The 24,783-nt window shown below is 60.9% G+C and carries 21 protein-coding genes; 14 read left to right on the top strand and 7 right to left on the bottom strand.

What is annotated here, in order from left to right; translation table 11 throughout:
• The first annotated feature begins 1 nt into the window (after position 1).
• Positions 2-565, top strand: coding sequence for a nucleotide exchange factor GrpE (locus AB1E34_RS06530; protein ID WP_372571531.1), 564 nt, complete (start codon positions 2-4; stop codon positions 563-565).
• 28 nt (positions 566-593) lie between these two features.
• Here the strand turns inward: AB1E34_RS06530 and mutS are convergent, their stop codons facing one another.
• Positions 594-3,212 (bottom strand): DNA mismatch repair protein MutS, encoded by a 2,619-nt coding sequence (mutS, locus tag AB1E34_RS06525; protein ID WP_372571711.1) that lies wholly within the window; start codon positions 3,210-3,212, stop codon positions 594-596.
• 156 nt (positions 3,213-3,368) lie between these two features.
• On the opposite strand from mutS, the gene AB1E34_RS06520 reads away from it, so the two are divergent.
• On the top strand, positions 3,369-5,624 hold the full coding sequence (locus AB1E34_RS06520) for an NADP-dependent malic enzyme (protein WP_372571530.1): 2,256 nt from the start codon (positions 3,369-3,371) through the stop codon (positions 5,622-5,624).
• Between the two features lie 66 nt (positions 5,625-5,690).
• On the opposite strand, the gene msrA is transcribed toward AB1E34_RS06520, so the two are convergent.
• Positions 5,691-6,353, bottom strand: coding sequence for a peptide-methionine (S)-S-oxide reductase MsrA (gene msrA / locus AB1E34_RS06515; protein WP_372571529.1), 663 nt, complete (start codon positions 6,351-6,353; stop codon positions 5,691-5,693).
• Between the two features lie 142 nt (positions 6,354-6,495).
• Between msrA and AB1E34_RS06510 the strand changes: the two genes are divergently transcribed.
• Both AB1E34_RS06510 and AB1E34_RS06505 read left to right on the top strand, forming a co-directional pair.
• Complete coding sequence (locus AB1E34_RS06510; protein WP_372571528.1) at positions 6,496-7,407, top strand: D-amino acid aminotransferase; 912 nt, start codon at positions 6,496-6,498, stop codon at positions 7,405-7,407.
• Positions 7,404-8,117 (top strand): sulfotransferase-like domain-containing protein, encoded by a 714-nt coding sequence (locus AB1E34_RS06505; protein ID WP_372571527.1) that lies wholly within the window; start codon positions 7,404-7,406, stop codon positions 8,115-8,117. Before AB1E34_RS06510 ends, AB1E34_RS06505 begins: the two co-directional genes overlap by 4 nt.
• A 14-nt stretch (positions 8,118-8,131) precedes the next feature.
• Here the strand turns inward: AB1E34_RS06505 and AB1E34_RS06500 are convergent, their stop codons facing one another.
• From AB1E34_RS06500 to AB1E34_RS06490, 3 genes are all read right to left on the bottom strand, one after another.
• Complete coding sequence (locus AB1E34_RS06500) at positions 8,132-9,172, bottom strand: M48 family metallopeptidase (protein WP_372571526.1); 1,041 nt, start codon at positions 9,170-9,172, stop codon at positions 8,132-8,134.
• A gap of 18 nt (positions 9,173-9,190) precedes the next feature.
• Positions 9,191-10,258: a YjgN family protein gene (locus AB1E34_RS06495; RefSeq protein ID WP_372571525.1), complete on the bottom strand. Its 1,068-nt coding sequence runs from the start codon at positions 10,256-10,258 to the stop codon at positions 9,191-9,193.
• A 146-nt stretch (positions 10,259-10,404) separates the two neighbouring features.
• Entirely contained in the window at positions 10,405-11,628 is a 1,224-nt protein-coding gene (locus AB1E34_RS06490) for an argininosuccinate synthase (protein WP_372571524.1), read from the bottom strand.
• Positions 11,629-11,794: 166 nt separating this feature from the next.
• Between AB1E34_RS06490 and AB1E34_RS06485 the strand changes: the two genes are divergently transcribed.
• The gene (locus AB1E34_RS06485) at positions 11,795-12,520 is read left to right on the top strand and encodes a hypothetical protein (RefSeq protein ID WP_372571523.1); all 726 of its coding nucleotides are present in this window, start codon (positions 11,795-11,797) and stop codon (positions 12,518-12,520) included.
• Positions 12,521-12,579: 59 nt separating this feature from the next.
• Positions 12,580-13,806 carry a threonine ammonia-lyase IlvA gene (gene ilvA / locus AB1E34_RS06480; RefSeq protein ID WP_372571522.1) on the top strand — a complete coding sequence of 409 codons (1,227 nt, stop codon included), beginning with the start codon at positions 12,580-12,582 and terminating at the stop codon, positions 13,804-13,806.
• On the opposite strand, the gene AB1E34_RS06475 is transcribed toward ilvA, so the two are convergent.
• Positions 13,807-14,136 (bottom strand): Hpt domain-containing protein, encoded by a 330-nt coding sequence (locus AB1E34_RS06475; protein WP_372571521.1) that lies wholly within the window; start codon positions 14,134-14,136, stop codon positions 13,807-13,809.
• A 159-nt stretch (positions 14,137-14,295) separates the two neighbouring features.
• Here AB1E34_RS06475 and AB1E34_RS06470 point away from each other — a divergent pair, with 159 nt between their 5' ends.
• On the top strand, positions 14,296-15,567 hold the full coding sequence (locus AB1E34_RS06470) for a PP2C family protein-serine/threonine phosphatase (protein WP_372571520.1): 1,272 nt from the start codon (positions 14,296-14,298) through the stop codon (positions 15,565-15,567).
• An 8-nt stretch (positions 15,568-15,575) separates the two neighbouring features.
• On the opposite strand, the gene AB1E34_RS06465 is transcribed toward AB1E34_RS06470, so the two are convergent.
• Positions 15,576-16,022 (bottom strand): NUDIX hydrolase, encoded by a 447-nt coding sequence (locus AB1E34_RS06465; protein ID WP_372571519.1) that lies wholly within the window; start codon positions 16,020-16,022, stop codon positions 15,576-15,578.
• 77 nt (positions 16,023-16,099) lie between these two features.
• Here AB1E34_RS06465 and hslO point away from each other — a divergent pair, with 77 nt between their 5' ends.
• The 7 genes from hslO (at position 16,100) to AB1E34_RS06430 (ending at position 24,778) form a co-directional block, all read left to right on the top strand.
• Entirely contained in the window at positions 16,100-17,092 is a 993-nt protein-coding gene (hslO, locus tag AB1E34_RS06460; protein ID WP_372571518.1) for an Hsp33 family molecular chaperone HslO, read from the top strand.
• A complete protein-coding gene (locus AB1E34_RS06455; protein WP_372571517.1) occupies positions 17,073-17,681 on the top strand; it encodes a CoA pyrophosphatase in 609 nt (202 codons plus the stop codon). Before hslO ends, AB1E34_RS06455 begins: the two co-directional genes overlap by 20 nt.
• A complete protein-coding gene (locus tag AB1E34_RS06450; protein ID WP_372571516.1) occupies positions 17,678-18,835 on the top strand; it encodes a CCA tRNA nucleotidyltransferase in 1,158 nt (385 codons plus the stop codon). Before AB1E34_RS06455 ends, AB1E34_RS06450 begins: the two co-directional genes overlap by 4 nt.
• Positions 18,836-19,033: 198 nt before the next feature.
• The gene (locus AB1E34_RS06445) at positions 19,034-20,872 is read left to right on the top strand and encodes an ABC transporter ATP-binding protein (protein WP_372571515.1); all 1,839 of its coding nucleotides are present in this window, start codon (positions 19,034-19,036) and stop codon (positions 20,870-20,872) included.
• Positions 20,869-22,701 (top strand): ABC transporter ATP-binding protein, encoded by a 1,833-nt coding sequence (locus AB1E34_RS06440; protein WP_372571514.1) that lies wholly within the window; start codon positions 20,869-20,871, stop codon positions 22,699-22,701. Before AB1E34_RS06445 ends, AB1E34_RS06440 begins: the two co-directional genes overlap by 4 nt.
• 38 nt (positions 22,702-22,739) lie before the next feature.
• A complete protein-coding gene (locus AB1E34_RS06435; protein WP_372571513.1) occupies positions 22,740-23,972 on the top strand; it encodes a class I SAM-dependent RNA methyltransferase in 1,233 nt (410 codons plus the stop codon).
• Positions 23,973-23,992: 20 nt separating this feature from the next.
• Entirely contained in the window at positions 23,993-24,778 is a 786-nt protein-coding gene (locus tag AB1E34_RS06430; protein ID WP_372571512.1) for an ion transporter, read from the top strand.
• The last annotated feature ends 5 nt before the right edge of the window (positions 24,779-24,783 follow it).

The raw sequence follows: 24,783 nt of genomic DNA, 5'->3' as shown, positions 1-24,783 counted from the left end.
GATGGCAGAGCCCAAAAACGAAGATTTTCTGGACGATATTGCTGAGGTCGAGGCTGAGGAGCTTGCCGAAGAGCTGAGCGAGATCAGCAGCGAAGAGGCCGAGCTGGACGCGCTGCGCGCCGAGCGGGACCAATACAAGGACCGGTTCATGCGCGCGCTGGCCGATGCCGAGAATTCTCGCAAACGCGGCGACAAGGCGCGGCGCGATGCCGAGCAATATGGCGGCTCGAAACTCGCCCGCGATATGCTGCCGGTCTATGACAACATGAAGCGCGCTTTGGAGGCCGCGACCGACGAGCAGAAAGAGGTCTCAGCCGCTTTGATCGAAGGGGTTGAACTGACCATGCGGGCATTGCTGGACGTGTTTTCCAAGCATGGAATCCGCGTCGTCTCGCCCGAGGTGGGCGACCGGTTTGATCCGCAGATGCACGAAGCCATGTTCGAGGCGCCGCTGCCGGGCACCCGCGCGGGTGATATCATTCAGGTCTCAGCCGAAGGGTTCATGCTGCATGACCGTCTGCTGCGCCCGGCGCAGGTTGGCGTGTCATCGATGCCAGCGAGCTGATTTTTCGCGAGCCAGATAAAAGGGGCGGTCAGGATCTGGCCGCCTCTTTCAGTTTGTAGATCAGGTCAAGCGCCTCGCGGGGCGAAAGGTCATCCGGCAGAATCTCGTCAAGCATGTCCAGCGCGGGTGAGGGCGCGGCTTTCATGACGGGCGCAGCGGGGGGTGCGGCAGAGAATAGCGGCAGGTCATCGATCAGCGTCTGTTGCTTGCCGCCCTCGCGCTCGGTCTTTTCCAACTGCTCCAACACGATACGCGCGCGCTCCACGACCGAGGCGGGCAGGCCGGCAAGCTGCGCGACCTGCACGCCGTAAGAGCGATCCGCAGCACCTTTGCGGACCTCGTGCAGAAAGATCACCTCACCTTCCCATTCCTTGACCGAAACGGTGGCGTTTTCGACCCCTGAGAGTTTCCCTGCAAGTGCGGTAAGCTCATGATAATGCGTGGCAAACAGTGCGCGACTTTGGTTCGCGGCGTGCAGGTGTTCCAGCGTGGCCCAGGCGATGGACAGCCCGTCATAGGTAGCGGTGCCACGCCCGATTTCATCCAGGATCACCAGCGCGCGATCGTCAGCCTGGTTGAGGATGGCGGCGGTTTCGACCATCTCAACCATGAAGGTGGAGCGCCCGCGCGCCAGATCATCAGACGCGCCGACGCGGCTGAATAGCTGGCTGACCAGCCCGATATGGGCCGCATCCGCCGGGACATAGCTGCCCATCTGCGCGAGCAAAGCAATCAGCGCATTCTGGCGTAGAAAGGTCGACTTACCGGCCATGTTTGGCCCTGTCAGCAACCAGATCGCGGCACCGTTTTCGGTGCTGAGGTCGCAATCATTGGCCACAAAGCTCTCGCCGCTTTGTTGACGCAGGGCCTGTTCCACAACCGGGTGACGCCCCCCATCGATGGCAAAGGCGCGGCTGGTATCGACGGTGGGACGGCACCAGTTTTCGCCGGTGGCCAGATCGGCCAGCGCGGTGGTCAGGTCGATCTCTGCCAGCCCGCGCGCGGCCTGGTTGATTTCTGCGGCCTCATTCAGAATCGCATCAGAAAGCCTTTGATAGAGCCGCTTTTCGATCTCCAATGCCAGATTGCCCGCGTTCAGGATGCGTGTTTCGATCTCACTCAACTCAACGGTGGTAAAGCGGACCTGATTGGCGGTGGTCTGGCGGTGGATATAGGTCTCGCTGAACGGCGTGCTCAGCATCTTGTCGGCATGGGTGGCGGTGGTCTCGATGAAATAGCCCAGCACGTTGTTGTGCTTGATCTTCAGCGAGGTGATGCCGGTATGTTCCGCGTATTTCTGCTGAAACCCGGCAATCACAGACCGGCCTTCGTCGCGCAGGGTGCGGGCTTCGTCCAGTTCGGCATCGAACCCTTCGGCAATAAACCCGCCATCACGGGCCAGCAGCGGGGGGTCCGCCACAAGCGCGGCATCGAGCAGGCCCAGCACATCATCGAAGCCGGAGAGGTTGCTGATGGAGTCGCTCAGCAGCGGCGGCAGCTCCTGTTTCCCGGCGATCTGAGCGATTGCCTCGGCCTGGGTCAAGCCGTTTCGGATCGCGGCCAGATCGCGCGGGCCGCCGCGGTCCAACGCCAACCGCGATAGGGCACGATCCAGGTCGGGGGTCTTGCGCAAAGCCTCGCGCAGGTCAGTGGCGGTCAGGCGGTCCTCGGTGGCGAAGCTGACGGCATCCAGACGTTTTGTGATCACATCCAGATTCCGCGACGGGCTGGACAGGCGCTGTTCCAGCAATCGCGCGCCGCCGGGGGTGACCGTGCGGTCGAGAACGGCCAGCAATGACCCGGCGCGCCCACCCGAGAGTGACCGGGTGAGTTCCAGGTTGCGGCGCGTGGCGGCGTCGATCTGAACCACGCGATCTTGGGCCTCTTTCACCGGCGGTTGCAGCAGCGGCAGTTTGCCTTTTTGCGTGATCTCAAGGTAGTCGATCAGCCCGCCCATGGCCGAGACCTCGGCACGGGAAAACTGCCCGAACGCGTCCAGCGCCCCCACGTTGAACAGCGCGCATAGCCGCTTTTCCGCCGCCGTGCTGTCGAAACTGGCACGCCCCAGCGGGGTCAGCGGCACACCCATATCAGAGACTATTTCGGCGAATTCGCCCTCCGACCCGTCTGCGACAATCATTTCGGCGGGGGCAAGGCGGGCCAGTTCCGGGCCAAGTCGCACCGGGGCCAGCGGCATCACATGAAACGCCCCGGTCGAGATATCGGCCCAGGCCAGCGCAGCAGCATCGCGCACCACTGCGTAAGCCGCCAGGAAATTATGCCGCCGCGCTTCCAGCAGTGATTCCTCGGTCAGCGTCCCGGGGGTAACCAGCCGTACCACATCGCGTTTCACGACTGACTTGTAGCCGCGTTTCTTGGCCTCGGCAGGGCTTTCCATCTGTTCGCAAACGGCGACCCGAAACCCCTTGCGGATGAGCGTCAGCAAATAGCCTTCGGCGGCATGAACGGGCACGCCACACATCGGGATATCGTTGCCCTCATGCTTGCCGCGTTTGGTCAGCGCGATATCCAGCGCCTCGGCCGCGGCGACGGCGTCGTCAAAAAACATCTCATAGAAATCGCCCATCCGGTAAAACAGCAGCGCATCCGCATGCGCCGCCTTGATGTCGAGATATTGCGCCATCATCGGCGTGACTGTGGTCAAGGCCTGTCTCTCCGTGGGTGAACCGGCGCGACCTTACAAACCCGTTTGATGTGACGAAAGGTGAAAACGTAACGCCGTTGAGGCGGCAGCCATGCTGCGCTATGAGGCATTGGCCCCTATAGCAAAAAGAAGACCCACATGCCCAAAGCGAAGATCAGCCGCGAAGAAGCGCTTGCCTTTCACATCGAACCCACGCCGGGCAAGTGGGAGGTGCAGGCCACCGTTCCCATGACGACGCAGCGCGATCTGTCGCTGGCCTACAGCCCTGGCGTTGCGGTGCCTTGCGAGGAAATCGCCGAGAACCCCGAGACTGCGTATGACTATACCAACAAGGGCAATCTGGTTGCGGTGATCTCGAACGGGACGGCCGTTCTTGGGCTTGGCAATCTTGGCGCGCTCGGCTCGAAGCCGGTGATGGAGGGCAAGTCGGTCCTGTTCAAACGGTTCGCTGATGTGAACTCGATCGATATCGAGCTGGACACCGAAGACCCGGATGAGTTCTGCCGCGCGGTGCGTCTGATGGGGCCGACCTTTGGCGGCATCAACCTGGAAGACATCAAGGCGCCGGAATGTTTCATCATCGAGCAGCGTCTTAAAGAAGAGATGGATATCCCCGTCTTTCACGATGACCAGCATGGTACGGCGGTGATCTGCGCCGCCGGTCTGATCAACGCGCTGCATCTGAGCGGCAAAAAGATCGAAGACGTCAAGATCGTGCTGAACGGTGCCGGGGCGGCGGGGATCGCCTGTATCGAGTTGCTGAAGTCGATGGGGGCAAAGCATGACAACTGCATTGTCTGTGACACCAAGGGCGTGATCTATCAGGGCCGGACCGAGGGGATGAACCAGTGGAAATCGGCCCATGCGATCAAAACCGAGCTGCGCACGCTGGATGAGGCGATGAAGGGCGCGGATGTGTTCCTGGGCGTGTCGGTCAAGGGTGCGCTGACCCAGGCAATGCTGACCGATATGGCCGATAATCCAGTAATCTTTGCGATGGCGAATCCCGACCCAGAGATTACGCCGGAAGACGCTCATGAGGTGCGCGCCGATGCCATCGTCGCGACGGGTCGCTCTGATTATCCCAATCAGGTCAACAACGTGCTGGGCTTTCCCTATCTCTTTCGGGGCGCGCTGGATATCCATGCCCGTGCGATCAATGACGAGATGAAGATTGCCTGCGCCAACGCGCTGGCCGCGCTGGCGCGCGAAGATGTGCCGGATGAGGTTGCCATGGCCTATGGCAAAAGCCTGTCCTTTGGCCGCGACTATATCATCCCGACGCCGTTTGACCCGCGCCTGATCCACCGCATTCCACCCGCCGTGGCGCGGGCCGGGATGGACACCGGCGCGGCGCGACGTCCGATCGTGGATATGGATGCTTATGAGCTCAGCTTGAAGTCCCGGATGGACCCGACCGCCAGCATTCTGCGCGGCATGAATGCACGGGCGCGCGCGGCGCAAAGCCGGATGATCTTTGCCGAAGGTGACGATCCCCGCGTGCTGCGTGCGGCGGTGATGTATCAGCGCTCGGGCTATGGCAAGGCGCTGGTCGTCGGGCGACCCGACGATGTGAAGGAAAAGCTGGAAAGCGTCGGGCTCAGCGACGCCACCCGTGAGATCGAAGTGGTGAATGCCGCCAATACGTTACATCTGGATGCGTATAAGAGCTTTCTCTACGAGCGCCTGCAACGAAAGGGCTTTGACGAGAAGGACGTGCATCGTCTGGCCGCGCGGGACCGGCACGTGTTTTCCGCTCTGATGCTGGCGCATGGGCATGGTGATGGTCTGGTGACCGGCGCGACGCGTAAATCTGCCCATGTGCTGGATCAGATCAACCATGTGTTTGATGCCGATATTCACAGCGGAACGGCGGGGATTACCGCGCTGTTGCACAAGGGGCGTATTGTTCTGATCGGCGATACGCTGGTGCATGAATGGCCCGAACCCGAGGATCTGGCCAATATCGCCGAACGCGCGGCAGGTGTCGCCCGCCATATCGGGCTTGAGCCGCGCGTGGCCTTTGTCAGCTTCTCTACCTTTGGCTATCCCATCTCGGAACGCGCCGAAAAGATGCACCAGGCTCCCCAGGTGCTGGAGGCACGCGGCGTGGATTTCGAGTTTGAAGGCGAGATGACCGTCGATGTCGCGCTGAACGCGCAGGCGCAGGCAGGCTATCCGTTCCAGCGGCTGACCGGTCCTGCGAATATCCTGATCGTTCCGGCCCGGCATTCGGCCTCGATCTCGGTCAAGCTGATGCAGGAGATGGGCGAGGCCAATGTGATCGGTCCGATCCTGGCTGGGATCGGCAAACCGATCCAAATCTGTTCCACCGGCTCGACTGCCAATGACATTCTGAACATGGCGGTGCTGGCCTCGAACGATCTGGGCTGACGGGGTCACCAGACACAAGAAACCCGCCGATGAGAATCGGCGGGTTTCTTTGTTTCGGCTGGCCAATCAGCTACCGGCAAACGGTGCGGCGCTTCCCCAAAGCTGTTTCACTCGCGCATCCCGACCACAGGCCTCGCGATAGAGCTTATAGGCGGTTTTCTGACGTTTGGGTCCAAAGCGGGTGATGACAAGGTTTTTGCCCTTGTAATAATCCTGATGCGACGCATCGGCCGGATAAAACGCGCCTGCGGATTTCACCGGCGTGACGATCTTTTGCCCCAGATCGGACTGGGCTTCGGCTTTGACCCGCTCTGCAAGCGCCTTTTCGCTATTGTTAGAGACGAATATCGCCGTGCGATAGCTGTCGCCCCGGTCGCAGAACTGGCCGCCCGCATCGGTCGGATCAACCGAGCGCAAGAACATCTCAAGCAGGCGTTCGCGCGAGACTTTTGCCGGGTCGAACGTGATCTGAACGGCCTCGTAATGTCCGGTGCCGCCCTTGGTGACCTGCTTGTAGGTCGGGTTTTTGACGGAGCCGCCGGTAAAGCCAGACACCGCGCCTATCACGCCGGGGACTTTCTCGAAATCGGATTCGACGCACCAGAAGCAACCGCCAGCGACAGTCAGCGTTTCGGCAGGCGCGGCTGAGGCGGGCAGGCTGCGCAGCGCGGCGGCGAAGACGATCAGGGTGAAGAGGGCAACGGGTTTGATGTGATCGGTCAGGGTCATGTCGGGTCTCCTTTGCACGGATGGTGTGGCGGTCAGCCGTCTCAGGCAAGGGTGTGACATGGTTTGTCACATGCAGGTGACCTGAGTTTACCCCTTGGCCCGCACGCCCGGCGGCAGTAGCGTGCGCGCCGGAGGAGAAGTCATGGCAGACAAGATGAGCACGCATCAGGCCGAGGAAGATGCGCGGAACGAGGCTATTCTGATCTACCTGAATGGTCAGATCGTTCCGAAAGCAAAAGCCGTGGTCAGCGTCTATGACAGCGGTTTCATGCTGGGCGATGGCGTGTGGGAGGGGCTGCGGCTGTATAACGGGCGCTGGGCGTTTTTGGACGAACATATCGACCGGCTGTTTGAGGCTGCCAAGGCGATCGATCTGGATATCGGGCTGGATCGTGACGGGGTCATCAACGCGCTGCTGGATACGCAGACGGCTAATGGCATGACCACGGATGCCCATGCACGGCTGATGGTGACGCGCGGAGTCAAGACACGACCCTTCCAGCATCCCTCGCTCAGCCGGCAGGGGCCGACCGTGACGATCATCATGGAACATTCCCGCCCGAACCTGCCGCGTCCGATCCGGCTGGCCACCGTGCCACATCTGCGCGGGCTGCCGATGACCCAGGACCCGAAGCTGAACTCTCATTCCAAGCTGAACTGCATTCTGGCCTGTATTGCTGCCGAAAAAGCAGGTGCGGATGAGGCGCTGATGCTGGATGTGAACGGGTTCGTGAACACGACCAATGCCTGCAACTTCTTCATCGTGCGCAAGGGCGCGGTTTGGACCTCGACCGGGGATTACTGCATGAACGGGATCACGCGGCAGAAGGTGATCGACCTGTGCCGGGCCGACGGCATACCGGTATATGAGCGCAATTACTCTCTGGTCGACACCTATGGCGCGGATGAGGCGTTTCTGACCGGAACTTTCGGCGCGCAGACTCCGGTGAGCGAGATTGACGGGCGTGTGATTGGCACTGGCGAGATGGGGCCGATGACCAGCCATATCCGCACACTCTACAAGGCACTGATAGACCGGGAGGGCGCAACATGAAGATCGCCATGTGGTCCGGGCCGCGCAACCTGTCGACGGCCATGATGTACAGCTTTGGTGCGCGCACCGATTGCGCGGTGATCGACGAGCCGTTTTATGCCGCTTACCTCGCGCGCACCGGCATCGACCACCCGCTGCGCGGTGAGGTTCTGGCCGCTCACGAGCAGGACGCCGATCAGGTTGCGCGCTATCTGTCCGGCCCCCATCCGGGCGCGCGGCCCTATTGGTATCAGAAACACATGACCCAGCACATGGTCGAGGGCATTCCCCGCGACTGGATGCGCGGGGTCTGCAACGTCTTTCTGATCCGCCACCCCGCGCGGGTGATCGCCAGCTATGCGGCCAAGCGCGAAAACCCGGTGCTGGACGATATCGGGTTTCGCCAGCAGGTGGAGCTGTTTGAAGAGGTCAAATCCTGGGGCGGAACGCCGGTTGTGGTCGACAGCCACGACATCCGCGCCAACCCCGCCGCGACGCTGGAAAAGCTCTGTGACGAGATCGGCGTGCCGTGGTCTCCGCATATGTTGAGCTGGCCCAAGGGGGGCCACAAGGCGGATGGCGTGTGGGCGGCGCATTGGTATGGCGCGGTCTGGCAATCCACCGGGTTTGCCGAACCCGAGGGCCCGCTACCGGATGTGCCGGAAGAATTGCAGCCCCTGCTGGCGGCCGCGATGCCCTATTACGAACAGATGACCGCCAGCCGCGCTTAAACCCGAGGGGCTAGTCACCGCAGGTCGTCAATCCGCCGCAGATTGCGTTTGCGATCCTCGAACCCCGGATGGGTGCTGAGCCAATCCGCCGACCCTTCCTGTTCCGGCTGGTCGAGGCTGTCGAAGAAATCCAGTAGCCCATTGGGATCATACCCGGCCTGTTGTGCCAGGCGGGCGCCAAAGCTATCGGCTTGCAGCTCATGCTCCCGGGAGTAGGACAGCGACAGGATCAGGTTGCCTTGCAACAGCGCGTCTTCAAGGATCGGGCCGGTATCGCCCGCCAGCATGGAGATCAGGACAAAGCCACCGACCGAGCGATAGACCTGCTTGAGCCCGTGATGCCGCGCGACGTGACCCATCTCATGCCCGATCACACCGGCTAGAGCATCGGCAGAGGCGGTCTCGGCCAGCATATCGGTGACGATGATAGTGCCACCCGGCAGAGCAAAGGCGTTTGGCCCCATGCCGGGCATGTGGCGGAAGGCAAGCTGGGTGTCATGGGCGGCGCCCTCCGGGGCGAGATGCTCCTGCAAATGGTCGAAGATCCGTTGCACCTCGGCCCGTGTCTCAGCGTCGAGTCGGCTGGGCGCGCTCATCACGTGGTCCATGCTGGCCAACATGCCTTGATCCATCGCACTGACGACTGGGCCGGGCGTCAGCCAGACCGCCACATGCACCAGCGCGGTCAGGCCGTATTTCCACATCGCCCAGGCACCTATGATGCAGGCCAGCACAACAGCGATCAGTCTTGGGTGAAACTGCTCGACCCGGTGCAGCGCGGCGTGATTTCCCAACAGAGTGTCCACCGTGTCGTGGTCCGCGGTCAGAAACAGCGTGCCGTCGGGCAGGATAATGCGGCGTTCCGCTTGGCCCAGGCGCGGCTCGACCTTTACATCTGTCAGGTCCGACTGGGTCAGAATTTTCTGCCCCGGATCGATCAGCCAGACCCGACCCTGCCCGACCGCCAGCCGTGCGCGCAGCTCTCGCGAGCTGAGCGGTGGATAAGCGCGCCCCTGGATCGAGACACTGCCTTGGGTTGAGCGGATGAAGGGCATCGGCGCGGCCTGTCGCGGTTACACCGCGACCTCAATCCCGAACCCTTCGAGATCACCATAGGCGTCGCCGACGGCATTTCCGCTTGCGGTTTCCTCATCCACGAAGTCATCCAGAGATCCGCCAGGATAGAGCGTTGTGTGAGCTGCCAGATAGCGCGCGCGTCGCACATGAGCCCAAGGCATCATCAGGCCGAGCGTCAATATCACCACAAAGAAGTTCGACACCGAAATCCACATCAGCTTCAACGGCGAAACGCTGGAGTGAAAGCTGTGTGCTTTGTCCAGTGTGAGGTTGTTATAGACCGTGTTGCGCACCATCGCGTGATAGATGAGAGCCGACGGTACAATGGCGACCAGAAAGACGACATAGATCAGCCCCACATCGATCAGGGCCGCAACCTCATCCGAGCCGGAGTCAAAGGCCTGTAGCGCGCGCGGGATGTCCAGGTTGGTGCCGACGATGGCATAGAGTAACATCAGCGATCCAAGACCCCAGATGATGGCTGCGACCAACGCCTTGTAGAAGGGGCCAATCGCGCTGCTAAAGCTGAACCGCGTGGTGCCAAGCCCATGACCATTGGCCAGAAAACGCTGAGTGGCGCGGGTAACGAAGGGCCAAGCGGTATAAAGCGACAGGGCGGCCAGGAAGGGGTAGAGGTAATAGACCTTCAGCGCAGAGCCAAAGCTGCCGTGAAAGGTGAAGCGGATATTTGACCAGCTGGACATGCGCGCATTGAAGCGCAACGACCGCACCAGCAGATAGGGGATCAGGGCAATCAGACCCAGGATCATCACCACCGCCGCAATTTCATTCGTGCTGAGCAATGCGTAAGCGACAATCCCGGCAATGACGATCAGCCGCCCGATCATGATCTGCATGCCCGTCGCGTGATAGTCAAAGTTGCGCCCGGCCACATAGGTGCTCTGGTAGAAGTACTTTTTGGTCCGCACCTTGGCCCAGGCGCTATAGATGCCAAGCGTCAGGATCGACAGCAGCAGATTGACGATCCAGATCCCGAAAAACTCCCGCGCTGTGCCGCGAAATTCGAACCCCGCCTTTGATGTAAATGAGCTGCTTCCCTGCATGTCTGCCTCTGTGTTCTGCCAGATACCCGTTACGCGGACCGCCCGGTTTCACCTTGGGCGGCCCGTATTCGGGATTCGCAGAACAAAGGGGCAAATATTTGTCAGAGTTGTAGCAGTCCGGGGGTATCTACAACTCTGGCGCGTATTTACTTCAGGCGCTTGTCGCGTGCGGCCAGCAGTTTCAGACGCAGCGCGTTCAACTGAATAAAGCCTGCCGCGTCTTTCTGATCATAGGCACCGGCATCTTCCTCGAAGGTCACATGTGCCTCGGAATAAAGCGAGTGATCCGACCAGCGGCCCACGGTCGAGGCAAGGCCTTTGTAGAGCTTCACGCGAACGGTCCCGGTGACATGGCCCTGGGACTTGTCGATTGCCGCTTGCAGCATTTCGCGTTCAGGGCTGTACCAGAAACCGTTATAGATCAGTTCCGCATATTGCGGCATCAACTGGTCTTTCAGGTGCATCGCGCCGCGATCCATGGTGATCGATTCGATGCCGCGATGCGCCTCCAGCAGGATGGTGCCGCCCGGAGTTTCGTAAATGCCGCGCGATTTCATGCCCACGAACCGGCCTTCAACCAGATCGAGGCGGCCAATCCCGTGCTTGCCGCCATATTCGTTCAGCTTGGTCAGGATGGTTGCAGGGCTCATCGCCTCGCCATTGATGCTGACCGCGTCGCCTCTTTCGAAACCGATCTCGATGAATTCCGGCTCGTTCGGCGCGTCCTCGGGATGCACCGTGCGCTGATAGACATAATCGGGGGCCATATCAGCGGGGTCTTCCAGAACCTTGCCCTCGGAAGAGGTGTGCAGCAGGTTGGCATCGACCGAGAACGGCGCCTCGCCACGTTTGTCCTTGGCAATCGGAATCTGGTTGGCTTCGGCAAATTCCAGCAGACGGGTTCGGCTGGTCAGATCCCATTCGCGCCACGGCGCGATGACCTTGATGTCGGGGTTCAACGCGTAAGCTGCCAGTTCGAACCGCACCTGATCATTGCCCTTGCCGGTCGCGCCATGAGCGACGGCGTCGGCACCGGTGGCTTCGGCAATCTCGACCAGACGTTTGGAAATCAGCGGGCGCGCGATCGAGGTTCCCAGCAGGTAGAGCCCCTCATACTGCGCATTTGCGCGGAACATGGGGAAGACGAAATCGCGGACAAATTCCTCGCGGATATCCTCGATATAAATGTTCTCGGGCTTGATCCCCAGCAGCTCGGCCTTCTTGCGCGCCGGCTCCAGCTCTTCGCCTTGGCCCAGATCGGCGGTAAAGGTCACTACGTCGCACCCGTATTCGGTCTGCAGCCACTTCAGGATGATCGACGTATCAAGGCCGCCGGAATAGGCCAGCACAACTTTCTTGGGCGCGGACATGGAATTTCCTCTCAATCGAATGACGGATGGCCCCTAGCGGTTTTTTGGCAACAGGGCAAGCTGGTGCCGACATGTCGCCTTGGCGTCGCGGGTGAATTCAGAAAGATTGGCGCACGAATAGATTGAGAGGATTGCCATGAAGGGTTGGAGCTTTTTTCTACATTCCGTGAAGCTGGTCTTTCGGAACCTTCAGGAAGCCCTGCAGATCGGGCTGGTTCCCTCGGTGATCATGGCGTTTCTGATTGCCCTCATTTTTAGCCAGAGCGGCCTCTCCATGGGTCAGATCTCGGGCGATGCCGCAGTAGACTTGGTCGAATCGCAGGCCGAGATCAGGCCCGGCTGGCTGTTTCTTGGCGGTCTCGTCTGGGGTCTGATCACGCTTTGGATTTTTGTGGCGTGGCACCGGTTCGTCTTGCTTGAAGAATACCCAAAGGGCTGGGTGCCACCGCTCCACTTTGACCGGATGCTGGGATACTTCGGGCGCGGTTTCATGATTATCGTTCTGATTGCTGTGATCGGTTTGGCCGCGTCGCTCATTTCAGCTTTGCTCGGCCCGCTCGGTGTCGTGGTGATGATCGCAGTGTGGATTTTTCTCATCGTTCTGTTCTATCGGTTGAGCGTTGTGCTGCCTGCTGTTGCCATTGGTCGCCCGATGAGTTTTGGCGATGCTTGGCGGGCAACCGAGGGCAGTACCGGAGCAATTTTGCTTCTGGTCGTGATCATGGCGATTGTTCAGCTGGGCTTGCAGGTGGTCTTCGGTGTCGCAATTTCGATCCTCCCGATCCTTGGTATCGCGGTTCAGGTCATCGTGACGCTGATCTTCTCCCTGATTAACGTCAGCATTCTGACCACGCTTTATGGTCACTATATCGAGGGCCGCGCGCTCGACTGATCCCCTGTACACGGATGTATTCCTTGCCATGAGCGCGCGCATGCGGCAGTGACGCGCTCATGACTGATTTCATGACCCGCGCGCGCGCCGCCGAGCAGGCGATGCGTTCTGTCTTTCCGCCGACGCCGCTGCAGCGCAATGCACATCTGTCCGAGCGCTATGGCGCTGATATCTGGCTCAAACGCGAGGATCTCAGCCCGGTGCGCTCCTACAAGCTGCGCGGGGCGTTCAACGCGATGCGCAAACAGCAGGGGCAGGACCTGTTCGTTTGTGCCAGTGCGGGCAATCACGCGCAGGGTGTGGCCTTCATGTGCAAGCATATGGGGGTGCGGGGTGTGATCTTCATGCCGGTCACCACGCCGCAGCAGAAGGTCCAGAAGACCCGCAAATTTGGCGGCGAGCAGATCGAGATTCACCTGACTGGCGACTATTTCGACGACACGCTGGCCGCAGCACAGGATTGGTGTGCGCAAAATGGCGGGCACTTCCTGTCGCCCTTTGACGATGAAGACGTGATCGAAGGTCAGGCCTCGCTTGCAGTGGAAATCGAAGAGCAGATGGGTGGCGTGCCCGATCATGTGGTGCTGCCGGTGGGCGGCGGCGGCATGTCCTCGGGCGTGGCCACCTGGTTCGGGGACCGCACCCATTGCCTGTTTGTGGAACCGGCGGGCGGCGCCTGTCTGCGGGCGGCGCTGGCGGCGGGGCATCCGGTGACATTGGGTCATGTGGATAACTTTGTGGACGGCGCGGCGGTGGGCCGGATCGGGGAAAAGACATTTGATCTGCTGCGAAAAACCCATTTGTCGGATGTGCTGGTTCTGTCCGAGGACCGGATTTGCGTCACCATGATCGAAATGCTGAACGTTGAAGGGATCGTGCTGGAGCCCGCGGGCGCGCTGGCCATCGATGCGGTAGAAGAGGTGCAGAGCTTTGTCCGGGGCCGCAGCGTGGTGTGCGTGACATCGGGCGGAAACTTCGATTTTGAGCGGCTGCCCGAGGTAAAGGAACGCGCCCAGAGATATTCCGGCGTGAAGAAGTATTTCATCCTGCGTTTGCCGCAAAGACCGGGTGCTTTGAAGGAGTTTCTGGGGATTCTGGGCCCCGAGGACGACATTGCACGGTTTGAATACCTCAAGAAATCCGCGCGCAATTTCGGGTCGGTTCTGATCGGGATCGAGACCCTCAAGCCGGAAAACTTCGAACGTCTTTTCGCCCATCTGGACGATGCCGGGTTTACCTATACCGACATCACCAACGACGAAACGCTGGCGCAGTTTGTGATCTGATCAGACCAGATGTGCCTTGGCTTCGGCCTGAAAGGCGATCCGGGAGCTTTCAAATTCGGCAATGATTTCGGCGATGTCCACGGTTTCGGCATTGCCGCTTGCGGCCTCTCGCTCGCCATTCTGGCATAATGTGGAAAAGGTTTTGAAACCAAGGCTGAGCGCGCCACCCTTCAGGAAATGCAAATCACGCTCCAACGTGTTGCGATCGGGGCTCACCCGCAAACGCGCGATCACCTCGCCGACCTCTTCCAGAAACAGGTCGAACACCTCTTCGAAATCATCCTCGCCAACCTCGTCGCGCAACTGGGCGACGCGGGACCAGTCAATCATCTTGCACCTCACGGGGCTGTTCTGCCCTGCGCGCAGTCTGGCGAAGAGGTCGTAAACACAAGGTTAAGATTTTCGCGCAATCGTTGTTTCATAAGATGTTAAGGTAACGTGCCTAGGCTCGGCCCGTGTCGGGATTAAAATCGTGTCCGGGGTTTAACGGTGCTGCAGGCTGGATCGGCAGAAGAGCATTCGCAGAAGGTATTGGGTTCGATTCGCCATGTGCTGGTCGTCGATGACAGTCGGCTGCAACGGCGCATCCTTGCCAGCTCGCTCAAGAAATGGGGGCTGGAGGTGATCGAGGCCGATAGCGGCGAAGAGGCTCTGAGAATCTGCGCCGAAAATCCGCCCGATCTGGTGCTGAGCGATTGGGTCATGCCGGGCATCAGCGGACCGGATTTCTGCCGCGCCTTTCGCGATCTTGAAACAAACTGGTATTCCTATTTCATCCTGCTGACCTCGAAGAGCGAAAAGAACGAGGTCGCGCAGGGGCTGGATGCCGGGGCAGATGATTTTCTGATCAAACCTGTCAGCTCGGACGAGTTGCGCGCACGCATATCAGCGGGCGACCGTGTGTTGGGCATGCAGCGTGAATTATCCGAAAAGAACCGGCTGATTGAAAAGGCACTGGAAGAGCTGAAGCTGGCGCATGACGCCATCGACAAGGACCTGATTCAGGCCCGCAAGATCCAGGAATCGCTGGTCCCGGAACTCAGCCGCGAATTCGGCGCCTCGCGGGTCAGCCTGCTGCTGGAACCCTGCGGGCATATCGGCGGCGATCTGGTGGGGATGTTCTCGCCCGGTGCGGGGCGGCTGGGGTTCTACAGCATCGATGTCTCCGGGCATGGTATCACCTCGGCGATGATGACCGCGCGGCTGGGCAGCTACCTGTCGGGCAGCTATCTGGATCAGAACCTGGCGATGGAACGCCGCTTCGACAAATTCTATTCCCTACGCCAGCCGGAAGAGGTTGCGCGCATCCTCAACGCCCGCTTGCTGACCGACCGGGGCGTCGAGGAATATTTCACCATGGCCTACGGAATTGTTGATCTTGAAAGCGGCATGTTGCGACTGGTTCAGGCGGGCCACCCGCATCCGCTGTTGCTACGCCGCGACGGCACGACCACGTTTCTGGGCGAGGGCGGTGTGCCGATCGGCTTGTTGCCGGACGTGCCTTACAACCAGATAGAAACCAAGCTGGAACGCGGCGACCGGGTGTTGATGTATTCCGATGGGTTCACCGAATGTCGGCTGGAAAACGGCGAGATGCTGGATGAGGATGGCCTGCTGGACCTTGTGCATGCCTGCGACCCCGAGGTTCAGGGCAGGGCGTTCCTGGACGCGCTCTATGACAAGCTGAGCCAGCGTATGTCGCCAGAGTTTGGAATGGAAGATGACGTATCGGCCACGTTGTTCGAATTCAACGGGCCGTGAGGGGGGGATCACAAATCGCCGATGCAATACTTGCGGGCAAAGAACCGGTCGCCCGCATTGCCCAGCATCTGCGCGGCGTCCGGTGCGCTCATCCAGATCGCTTCGTGAAACGCCTCTGTTGGCGGGCCGAGGCGGCGGACGGGGCGGGCCATGTAGATAAGGCAGATCTTTTCGGCCCAGAGATCATATTCCGGCAAGTAGGCAAAGCGACGAAATGCGCCAACCCGGCGGGGTGCGGCGATCTGCCAACCGGTTTCCTCATACACCTCGCGATGCAAGGCAGGCAGCGGCGATTCGCCCGGATCAATGCCGCCGCCGGGGAGTTGCAGGTCCGGCCCCGGATTTGTCTGGCAGGTCAACAACAGAGATCCTGAGCGTGGCAGCAGGGCATACGCGCCCGCGCGCCGGACATAGTGACGCCCCGGTTCGGGTCTTTCGCCAAAACGTCTGATCATGTATGCGCCTCTTTCAACTCGGCTTGCCCACCCTATATGGTCGCGGTATGCCAATCTGTGGCGCGTAAGGAAACCCCATGACACTCAGTACCAAAATCGCGTGGGACGATACGGTCCTGCCATTTCAACTTGATGTTCCGGACATGCGTGGCCGGGTTGCCCGCCTGGACGGTGTCCTTGACGGGATCCTCAAGCAGCATGACTACCCGCCAGTGGTCGAGGCGCTGGTGGCCGAGATGGCTTTGCTTACCGCCTTGATCGGTCAGACCATCAGCCTGCGCTGGAAGCTGTCGCTGCAGGTGCAGTCCAAGGGCCCGGTGCGGATGATCGCAACCGATTACTACGCCCCTGAGAAAGAAGGCGATACCGCCCGCATCCGGGCCTATGCCAGCTTCGACCGCGACCGGTTGAGCGACGGCGCCCCCTTTGATCAGGTGGGTGAGGGCTATTTCGCCATCATGATCGATCAGGGCAGCGGCACCCAGCCCTATCAGGGGATCACGCCCCTGGCAGGCGGATCGCTCAGCGCCTGCGCCGAGGCTTATTTTGCTCAGTCCGAGCAATTGCCAACCCGCTTCTCGTTGAGCTTCGGGCGGTCCTCGGAACCTGGCACGGCAGAGCATTGGCGCGCCGGTGGCATCATGTTGCAGCATATGCCCAAAGCGTCGCCATTTGTGGCCAGCGCTGAAGGCGAGGGCGGCGGCAACATCCTGAGCGCCGCCGACCTGGTCGAGGGCGAAACCGGCGAGAACTGGAACCGGGTCAATATCCTGCTCGACACGGTCGAGGATTTGGAGCTGATCGGGCCGTCGGTTCCACCCACCGATCTGCTGGTACGGCTGTTTCACGAGGAACAGCCTCGGGTCTATGATGCCCAGCCGGTGCGCTTTGGCTGCACCTGCACCGAGGATCGCGTCCGCCAAAGCCTGTCGATCTATTCGGCGCAGGATATTGCCACGATGACCACCGATGACGGCGTCGTGACCGCCGATTGCCAGTTCTGTGGCGCCCATTACGTGCTGGACCCGAAAACGGTCGGGTTCGAGGCGGATGCGGACCCCAGTGACTGATCTGGTCGAAAATCTGCGCGCGGCCCTGGCCCGTCCCGGGCTGGGGTCGAGCGATTTCGATCTCAACCCCGAGGCCGTGCTGCCCGAGGGCCGCAAATTGCGACCGGCCGGGGTTCTGGTCCCGATCCTGAAGCAGGAGGACGGGCCAAGGCTGATCCTGACCAAACGGTCCTCGGCCCTGAAACACCATCCCGGCCAGATCGCCTTTCCCGGCGGCAAGCAGGATGACGGCGACACGGATGTGACCGCCGCCGCGCTGCGCGAAGCACAGGAAGAGATCGGCCTGCCCCGCGACTTGCCGCGTGTGATCGGCCACCTGCCCTCGCATGAAACGGTGACCGCGTTTGATGTCACCCCGGTTGTTGCGGTGCTGGATCGACCTTTCGATATCGTGCCCGAATACGGCGAGGTCGACGAGGTCTTCTCCGTCCCGCTTGCTCATGTCACTGAGCCCGCCAATTTCCTGGTCGAAGCGCGGCGCTGGCGTGGGCAGCGGCGAAAGTATTTCGTGGTGCCTTATGGCCCCTACTATATCTGGGGCGCGACCGCGCGTATCCTGCGCGGGTTGGCGGCGCGGATGAACCCGTGACGCGGATTCGCGATAGCTGGCTAACACGCTCGGCCACGCAGGCCGTGTGCCGTGCTCTGACGGATGGCGGGGCGCAGGCGTTTTTTGTTGGCGGCTGTGTGCGCAACGCGCTGTTGGGCGCACCGGTCTCGGATATCGACATCTCGACCGATGCTGTGCCGGATCGCGTGATGGAACTGGCGCAGGTGGCGGGAATCAAGGCGGTGCCAACCGGTATCGACCACGGCACCGTCACGCTGGTCAACGGTGGCATCCCGCATGAGGTCACCACCTTTCGCCGCGATGTGGCAACCGATGGTCGCCGTGCCGTCGTCGCCTTTTCCACCGATCTGGCCGAGGATGCGGCCCGGCGCGATTTCACCATGAACGCGCTCTACGCAAAGCCTGACGGCACCGTGCTTGATCCGCTGGATGGGATCGAGGACCTGAACGCCCGTCGTGTCCGGTTCATCGGCGCGGCGCAGGACCGTATCCGCGAGGATTATCTGCGCTCGCTGCGCTATTTCCGGTTTCACGCCTGGTATGGCGATCCGGCGCTGGGGTTCGACCCAGACGCGCTGTCGGCAATTGCCGAAAACCTGGAAGGGCTAGCGACGCTCTCGCGCGAGCGGGTGGGCTCCGAGATGCTGAAACTGCTGGCTGCCCCCGACCCGGCCCCCTCGGTTGCCAGCATGCGTGCTATCGGGGTTTTGACGGCGGTACTGCCGGGTTCGGACGATCGGGCGCTGGCCCTTCTGGTTCATCTAGAATCCGAGGCGGGTCTTACCCCCGACTCGCTGCGTCGGCTTGCAGCGCTGGGCGCGCCTGAGCAGCTGGAAACCTTGCGTCTGAGCCGGGCGCAGATTGGGACCCTTGCAAAGCTGCATGAGGCCGCAACGGGCACCGCACAGGCGGGTGAACTTGGCTATCGGATCAAGGCAACACTGGCGATGGATTCGCTTGTTCTGCGCTGCGCTTTGCTGGAGCAGCCCTGGAATCCCCAGTGGAAATCACAGGTCGAGACCGGGGCCAAGGCGCGATTCCCGGTGGCCGCGCGCGATCTTATGCCAACCTATCAGGGACCGGCACTAGGCGCGAAATTGGCCGAGTTAGAGACGAAATGGATAAGGTCTCAGTTTGAAATTTCGCGTGACGAACTGCTTGGAATGATGTGATTTTTGCCGAGCAAAAAATTTCAGGGTGACAATGCGCCCGGTTTCCAGTTAGCTTGCGCTCAGTCACATGAAGGGACGGCTGCGAATGTATCACGGGATCTGGTTCCGCTAACGCTGGGATAACCGACCCGTTCGGGTGGTGTCCTGGCACCGCCGCTTTCGCATGTCTTTCTATCTGCTCACTCCGGAGCACGTTTCATGTTTCGTTACTTCGAAAATCTCGTCGACCCTTTTGTTGCCTATCCTGAAAACGACCGGCCGCCGCGCAAGCTCTGGCCGTTCATGCTGGAGTATTCGCAGCCGTTCAAGCGGGTCTTCGTCTGGGTCTCGATGATCTCGGTCGTTGTTGCCGCGATCGAGGTCGGGCTGATCTATTACATGGGTCGCGTCGTTGACCTGCTGACCGGTGATCCGCAACAGGTCTGGGCCACGCATGGTACCGAGCTGATCCTGGTGGCTTTGTTCATATTGTTCCTGCGGCCGATCATCCAGTTCGTCGATGTGCTGCTTCTGAACAACGCGATCCTGCCCAACTTTGGCACCCTGATCCGCTGGCGGGCGCATAAACATGTGCTGCGCCAATCGGTCGGCTGGTTCGAGAACGACTTTGCCGGGCGCATCGCCAACCGGATCATGCAGACGCCGCCCGCTGCCGGCGAGGTGGTGTTTCAGGTCTTTGACGCGATCTCTTATTCGATTGCCTATCTGATCGGCGCTGCGATCCTGTTGATGGCGGCGGACCCGCGGTTGTTGGTGCCGCTGCTGATCTGGTTCGCACTTTATGCCTGCCTGGTGCGCTGGACGGTGCGGCGGGTTGGTCCGGCCTCCAAGGCGGCCTCGGACGCGCGGTCGGCTGTAACGGGCCGGGTGGTCGACAGCTATACCAATATCCATTCGGTCAAGATGTTCGCGCATCACAATCTGGAACTCGATTATGCCCGCGAGGCGATCGAGGAAACCCGCCGGACCTTTCAGGTCGAGATGCGGATTTTCACCACGATGGATGTGGTGCTGACCCTGCTGAACGGTTTGCTGATCGTTGGTGTCGTCGGTTGGGGCATCTGGCTTTGGTATCACGGGTTGTCGACGGTTGGAGTTGTGGCGGCGGCAGCGGCGCTGACCCTGCGGCTGAGCGCGATGACCGGCTGGATCATGTGGGCGCTGACCAGCTTCTTCCGCGAACTTGGCGTTGTGGCCGAAGGGATGGAGACCATTGCCCAGCCCATCGATCTTGTGGATGCCCCCAAGGCCGAATCCCTGCGCTTGAGTGATGGCCGGATCGAAATCCGCGAACTGTCGCACCACTACGGGCGCGGCGCGGGTGGCCTGGACCGGATCAACATGGTGATTGAACCCGGCGAAAAGATCGGCCTGATTGGTCGATCTGGTGCCGGAAAATCGACCCTGGTCAAGCTGTTATTGCGGTTCTATGACGCCGAATCCGGTGAGATCCGCATCGACGGTCAGTCGATTGCTGGTGTGACGCAGGACAGCTTGCGGCGCAATATCGGCATGGTCCAGCAGGACAGCTCGTTGCTGCACCGCTCGGTACGCGACAACATCCTCTATGGTCGTCCCGAGGCGAGCGAGGATGAGATGATCGCGGCTGCCAAACGGGCCGAAGCGCATGAGTTCATCCTTGATCTCGCCGATCCCGAGGGGCGTCATGGTTATGACGCCAAGGTTGGTGAGCGCGGGGTAAAGCTCAGCGGTGGTCAGCGCCAGCGGGTGACATTGGCGCGGGTGATCCTGAAAAACGCACCAATTCTGCTGTTGGATGAGGCGACCTCCGCGCTAGATTCCGAGGTCGAAGCGGCCATTCAGGACACGCTTTACGGCATGATGGAAGGAAAAACCGTGATTGCGATTGCCCACAGGCTCAGCACGATTGCCCGGATGGATCGTATCCTGGTCATGGATCAGGGCCACATCGTCGAGCAGGGACCGCATGCCGAATTGTTGGCGCAGGGTGGGCTCTATGCTCAGTTCTGGTCGCGGCAATCGGGCGGGTTCATGAACCCGGAGGCCGCGGAATGAGGCTGGCGGACCTGATCGATCCGTTCCGCAAGATTGACACGCCCCCGCCCCCGCGGCTGGGGGCGTTCATGCGCTGGTGTCTTTCGGGGGCCTGGCCGATGCTGTTTGTGGCCGCCGCATTTTCGACGACGGCTGGCATCATGGAGGCGGGCACCGCCTGGATATTGGGCCGTGTGATCGACGCCGCGACGATGGGCGGGCAAGAGGCGTTCTTTACTGCCCAGAACCTCGGCATGATCCTGGGCGCTGTTGTGTTTTTCCTGCTGATCCGGCCGGTATTCTTCGGCCTCACAGCCCTGTCGAACAACTATGTCGTCATGCCCAATATCCCGCCGCTGGTTCTGGCGCGGCTGAACCGCTGGACGCTGGGCCAGTCGGTGACATTTTTCGACGATGATTTCGCCGGTCGGATCGCGCAGAAACAGATGCAGACCTCGAACGCGCTGGCCTCGATCGTGTCCGAAACGATCAGCGCGATGGTCTTTGCGCTGGCCTCGCTGGTTGGTACGCTGGCGCTGCTCGGCTCGATCCACCCGCTGGTGCTGCTGCCGTTCATTGGCTGGTTGGGGGCCTATTTCTTTCTGATCCGCTGGTATCTGCCGCGCATCCGCAAACGCTCGGCAGCGCGGGCGGGGGCGCGGGCCATGGTCTCGGGCCAGATCGTCGATGCGATCACCAATATCAAGACGGTCAAACTGTTCGCTCATGCCGATCATGAGGAAGGCGCGGCACTTGAAGCGCTGGGTGAGATGCGCGAGCGCTCACTGGAATTCGGCAAGCTCTCGGCCAGTTTCCGTTTCATCCTGATGTGTCTGGCGGGGATTCTGCCGGTCATGTTGCTGGGGGTCACGCTGCTGTTGTGGCAATCGGGCAGTGCCACGACAGGCGACATCGCCGCTGCGGGGACCATCTCGATCCGGATCGCGCAGATGACCGGCTGGGTCAGTTTCACGCTGATGGGGATGTACGCAAATGTGGGCGAGGTCGAAAACGGGATGAAGACGCTGGCTGTCCCCAATCGGATCGAAGATGCGCGCGGGGCCGATGATTTACGGGTCACGGCGGGCGAGATCGTCTTTGACGATGTGGGGTTTGCCTATGGGCGCAATATTGGCGGGGTGCAGGGCATCGACCTGACCATCAAACCGGGCGAAAAGCTGGGTATCGTCGGCGCTTCAGGGGCAGGAAAGTCGACCTTGGTTTCGCTGTTGATGAGGCTCTATTCAGGCGAAAAAGGCGCAATTCGCATTGATGGTCAGGATATCGCGACGGCCACGCAGGACAGTTTGCGCAGGCAGATCGGCATGGTCACGCAGGAAACCGCGATGTTCAATCGTTCCGCCCGCGACAATATCCTTTATGGCCGTCCTGACGCGAATGAGGCCGAGTTGATCGCCGCTGCGGAAAAGGCCGAGGCGCATGAGTTCATTCTGGGCTTGCAGGACGGGCAGGGCCGCACCGGCTATGAGGCGCATCTGGGCGAGCGGGGCGTGAAGCTGTCTGGCGGGCAACGCCAGCGGATCGCGCTGGCCCGAGCGATCCTGAAAGACGCGCCGATCCTGGTGCTTGACGAGGCGACCTCGGCGTTGGATTCCGAGGTCGAAGCCTCGATCCAGACCGCGCTCAGCCGGGTGATGCAGGGCAAGACCGTGCTGGCCATTGCGCACCGGCTGTCCACGCTCAGCGAAATGGACCGGATCATCGTGATGGATCAGGGGCGGATCGTCGAAAACGGCACCCACGACGCTTTGCTGGCGAAAGGCGGGCTTTATGCGCAGTTCTGGCACCGGCAGTCGGGTGGGTTCATCCGGACCGAAGCAGCGGAATAAGGGTTTTTTGTCGCCCGTCGCCCCTGTATCAGCGGGTCATGAGCCAGATTTACCATATCGAGCGATTGGGGCATCAGGGCGATGGGATCGCCGAAGGCCCTATCTATGCGCCGCGCACCTTGCCGGGCGAACGGGTCAGCGGTTTGCTGGACGGGCGCAACCTGACCGAGATCCGGATCGAAGAACCTTCGGGCGAAAGGGTAAAGCCGCGCTGCCGCCATTACCGCGCTTGCGGGGGATGCCAGTTGCAGCATGCCAGCGATGGGTTTGTGGCCAACTGGAAGCAGGAGGTGGTGCGCACTGCGCTTGCCGCTCAAGGCATCGAAGCTGAACTGCGACCGATTCATACCTCGCCCGCTGCCTCGCGCCGCCGGGCGACGCTTGCGGTGCGGCGGACCAAAAAGGGCGCGCTGGCCGGGTTTCACGGCCGCGCGTCGGGGGTGATCACCGAGATCACCGACTGCCAACTGCTGGATCCGGCCCTGCTACGCGCGATCCCGGTTGCCGAGGCGCTGGCACTGCTGGGCGGCAGCCGCAAAGGCGCGCTTGCGGTGACGCTGACCCTGTCCGATGCCGGTCTGGATGTGGCGGTGAAGGGCGGTAAACCGCTGGACGGGCCGCTGGAACTGGCGCTTGCGCAAGCCACCGAACACCACGGTCTGGCCCGGCTCGCCTGGGAAGATGAGGTGATCGCCATGCGCGACCCGCCCGTGCAACAATTTGGGAATGCGACTGTCTTACCGCCACCCGGTGCGTTTCTGCAGGCTACCAAAGATGGCGAACTAGCATTGTTAGAGGCTGTTTCGGAAGCTGTCGGAGACGCGAAACGGATCGCCGATCTGTTTGCCGGAAGCGGCACCTTCAGCCTTCCGCTGGCCCGTAACTCCGAGGTTAACGCGGTCGAAGGCGAGCGCGAGATGACCCGCGCGCTGGATGTCGGGTGGCGCAAGGCAAGCGGTCTCAAGAAACTCACCACCGAGGTGCGCGATCTGTTCCGCCGTCCCTTGATGCCGGATGAATTAGCCAGGTTCGACGCGGTTGTGCTTGACCCGCCACGCGCCGGGGCGGAGGCACAGGTGGCCGAGATTGCCGCCGCCCGCGTGCCGGTGCTGGCCTATGTGTCTTGCAATCCGGTTAGTTTCGCGCGCGACGCAAAGACACTGATGGGCGCAGGTTACGCCCTGAACTGGGTGCAGGTGGTCGACCAATTCCGCTGGTCGTCCCATGTGGAGCTTGCGGCCTCATTCTCGATCGCCCATATGGGCGCCTGACTGAGCAGGAGCAGATAGATATGGGGTTCAGAGAGCGATTGGGCGCGTTTGTGGAACATGCCCGGTTTGGGCAGTTCATCACCGCTGTCATCATCGTCAACGCGGTGCTGTTGGGGATGGAGACGTCGCCCGCATTGATGGACGGGTTCGGGCCACTGATCGTCTCGCTGGACACGGTCTGCCTGGGAATTTTCGTCATCGAAATTCTGATGAAGCTGATCGCGCGGGGCCATCGATTTTTCCTCAGCGGTTGGAACGTCTTTGATTTTCTCGTGGTGAGTATCGCACTGGCACCCGCCACCGAAGGGCTGTCGGTGCTTCGGGCGCTCAGGATTCTGAGGGTGTTGCGTGTGATCTCGGTCGCACCCAGCCTGCGCCGGGTGGTAGAAGGTTTTGTCAAAGCGCTGCCGGGCATGGGCAGCGTCTTTGTCCTGATGGCGATTATTTTCTATATCGGCGCAGTGATTTCGACCAAACTGTTCGGCCATAGCTTCCCGGACTGGTTCGGTGATCTGGGCCTGTCGGCCTATACGCTGTTTCAGATCATGACGCTGGAAAGCTGGTCGATGGGCATCGTGCGCCCGGTGATGGAGGCCTATCCCTATGCCTGGGTCTTCTTTGTGCCCTTCATCATGGTGACCACATTTGCTGTGGTGAACCTGCTGGTCGGCCTGATCGTGAACTCGATGCAGGACGCGCATCATGCCGAAGATGAGGTCAAAACAGATGCCTATCGCGACGAAGTCCTGATGCGGCTGGAAGCCATCGAAGCCCGCCTCGCTGAGCAATCACCGACAAAAAAGTGATTTTG

The sequence above is a fragment of the Ruegeria jejuensis genome (assembly GCF_041537905.1).
Lineage (GTDB): Bacteria > Pseudomonadota > Alphaproteobacteria > Rhodobacterales > Rhodobacteraceae > Ruegeria_C.
This window is presented reverse-complemented; position numbering and strand designations above follow the sequence as displayed.